This is a genomic window from Nostocoides jenkinsii Ben 74, assembly GCF_001046875.1.
Classification (GTDB): Bacteria; Actinomycetota; Actinomycetes; order Actinomycetales; family Dermatophilaceae; genus Nostocoides_A; species Nostocoides_A jenkinsii.
On the sequence record NZ_HF571038.1, the window covers coordinates 3,623,680 to 3,625,541 of the forward strand.

Here is a 1,862-nt window from a genome sequence, read left to right on the forward strand (position 1 = left end):
GCGATGGAGGTGGGTGCGCAGCGAGATGGCGGTGTTGGCCCGGATCACGTGGACATCGTCGACGACGGCGTCGATAACGTGTCCCAGGTCGACATTGTCACGGGCGACGATCCGGATCATCAGGTCGCCTTGGCCGGTGATTTGATGAATCTCCAAGACCTCCGGGATGGAACTCAGGTGCTGCACGACCTTCTCGTGCCCTGTCCGCTGCCGGATCTCCAAGGTGCAGAACGCCATGACGGGGAATCCGAGCGCCGCCGTGTCCAGGGTGGGAGCGAACGACTCAATGACCCCGCGTTCCAGCATCCGATCCAGGCGGGCCTGGATGGTGCCGCGGGCGACCCCGAGCGAGCGGGAGGCGCCTAGGACACCGATATCGGGATCGTCGGTGAAGGCGGCGATGATCCGGGCGTCGAGGGCGTCGACTCCGGAGGGGGGCGTGGGCGGCATACCTCAAATTGTCCTCTCATGTCGGCTGGATTGCCAACTCACTAGGCGAAATGCGCACTCGTTTGGCAACGTGTTGCGCAGACTGCCTGCCACCGGGCACCCTCACGCTATGACGAACAATGCTGTTCACGCTGGCACGACCCTGACCGAGCAAGAGAGCCAGGCAGGATTGGACCTGCGCCAACTCCAGGAGTTGGTGGGTCTGGTCGACTACGACCCGAGCACCGATCCGTTCCCGGTCACCGGCTGGGACTCGATCGTGTTCGTCGTCGGCAATGCGACGATGACGGCCCACTATTACCAGTCGGTGTGGGGTATGGAGCTCGTCGCCTACGCGGGGCCGGAGACCGGCAACCGGGACCACAAGGCGTTCGTCCTGCGTTCCGGGTCCATCCGGTTCGTCATCAAGGGCGCCGTTGCGCCCGACAGCCCGCTGATCGCGCATCACGCCAAGCACGGCGATGGCGTGGTCGACATTGGCTTGGAGGTCCCGGACGTGGACGTCTGCATCGCGCAGGCGAAGCGCGCGGGGGCCACGATCCTCGCCGAGCCCTACGAGGTGAGCGACGAGTTCGGGACCGTGCGCCTGGCCGCGATCGCGACGTATGGCGAGACGCGGCATACGCTCGTCCAGCGCGTTGTGAATGGGGTTCGGTATGCCGGTCCCCACGTCCCCGGGTATGTCCCGCGCACGTCAGGGTTCGTCAAGCGGGAGGGCTCGCCCAAGCGGCTCTTCCAGGCACTGGACCACGTCGTCGGCAATGTCGAACTCGGCAAGATGGATGAGTGGGTTGAGTTCTACAACAAGGTCATGGGCTTTGTGAACATGGCCGAGTTCGTGGGGGACGACATCGCGACGGACTACTCCGCGCTGATGTCGAAGGTCGTCGCGAACGGCAACCACCGGGTGAAGTTCCCGCTGAACGAGCCGGCGATCGCCAAGAAGCGCAGCCAGATCGATGAGTATCTCGACTTCTACGCCGGGCCCGGCGCCCAGCACCTCGCGCTGGCGACCAACGACATCCTGCAGACGGTCGACGCGCTGCGGCTCGAAGGCGTGGAGTTCCTCGACACCCCGGACGCCTACTACGACGACCCGGAGCTGCGGGCCCGCATCGGCCACGTGCGCGTGCCGATCGAGGAGCTGAAGACCCGCAAGATCCTGGTCGACCGGGATGAGGACGGCTACCTGCTGCAGATCTTCACCAAGCCGCTGGGCGACCGGCCGACGGTCTTCTTCGAGATCATCGAGCGCCACGGTTCGCTGGGCTTCGGCAAGGGCAACTTCAAGGCCCTTTTCGAGTCTATTGAGCGCGAGCAGGACAAGCGCGGCAACCTCTAGGCGACTGCTGCGGGCTTCCGGCTGGCCAGCTGGCCGAGCGGCTCCCGCCCCCCGCCGCGGACGCAATAGC

General features: G+C 65.4%; 2 protein-coding genes. One reads left to right on the forward strand and one right to left on the reverse strand.

Going from position 1 to position 1,862, the window contains the following annotated elements; all coding sequences use genetic code 11:
- Window positions 1-450: Lrp/AsnC family transcriptional regulator (locus BN13_RS17235; protein ID WP_048548437.1), on the reverse strand; the 450-nt coding region annotated here is incomplete at its 3' end.
- Window positions 451-559: 109 nt separating this feature from the next.
- Here BN13_RS17235 and hppD point away from each other — a divergent pair.
- On the forward strand, window positions 560-1,792 hold the full coding sequence (gene hppD / locus BN13_RS17240; RefSeq protein ID WP_048548440.1) for a 4-hydroxyphenylpyruvate dioxygenase: 1,233 nt from the start codon (window positions 560-562) through the stop codon (window positions 1,790-1,792).
- Window positions 1,793-1,862: the final 70 nt, after the last annotated feature.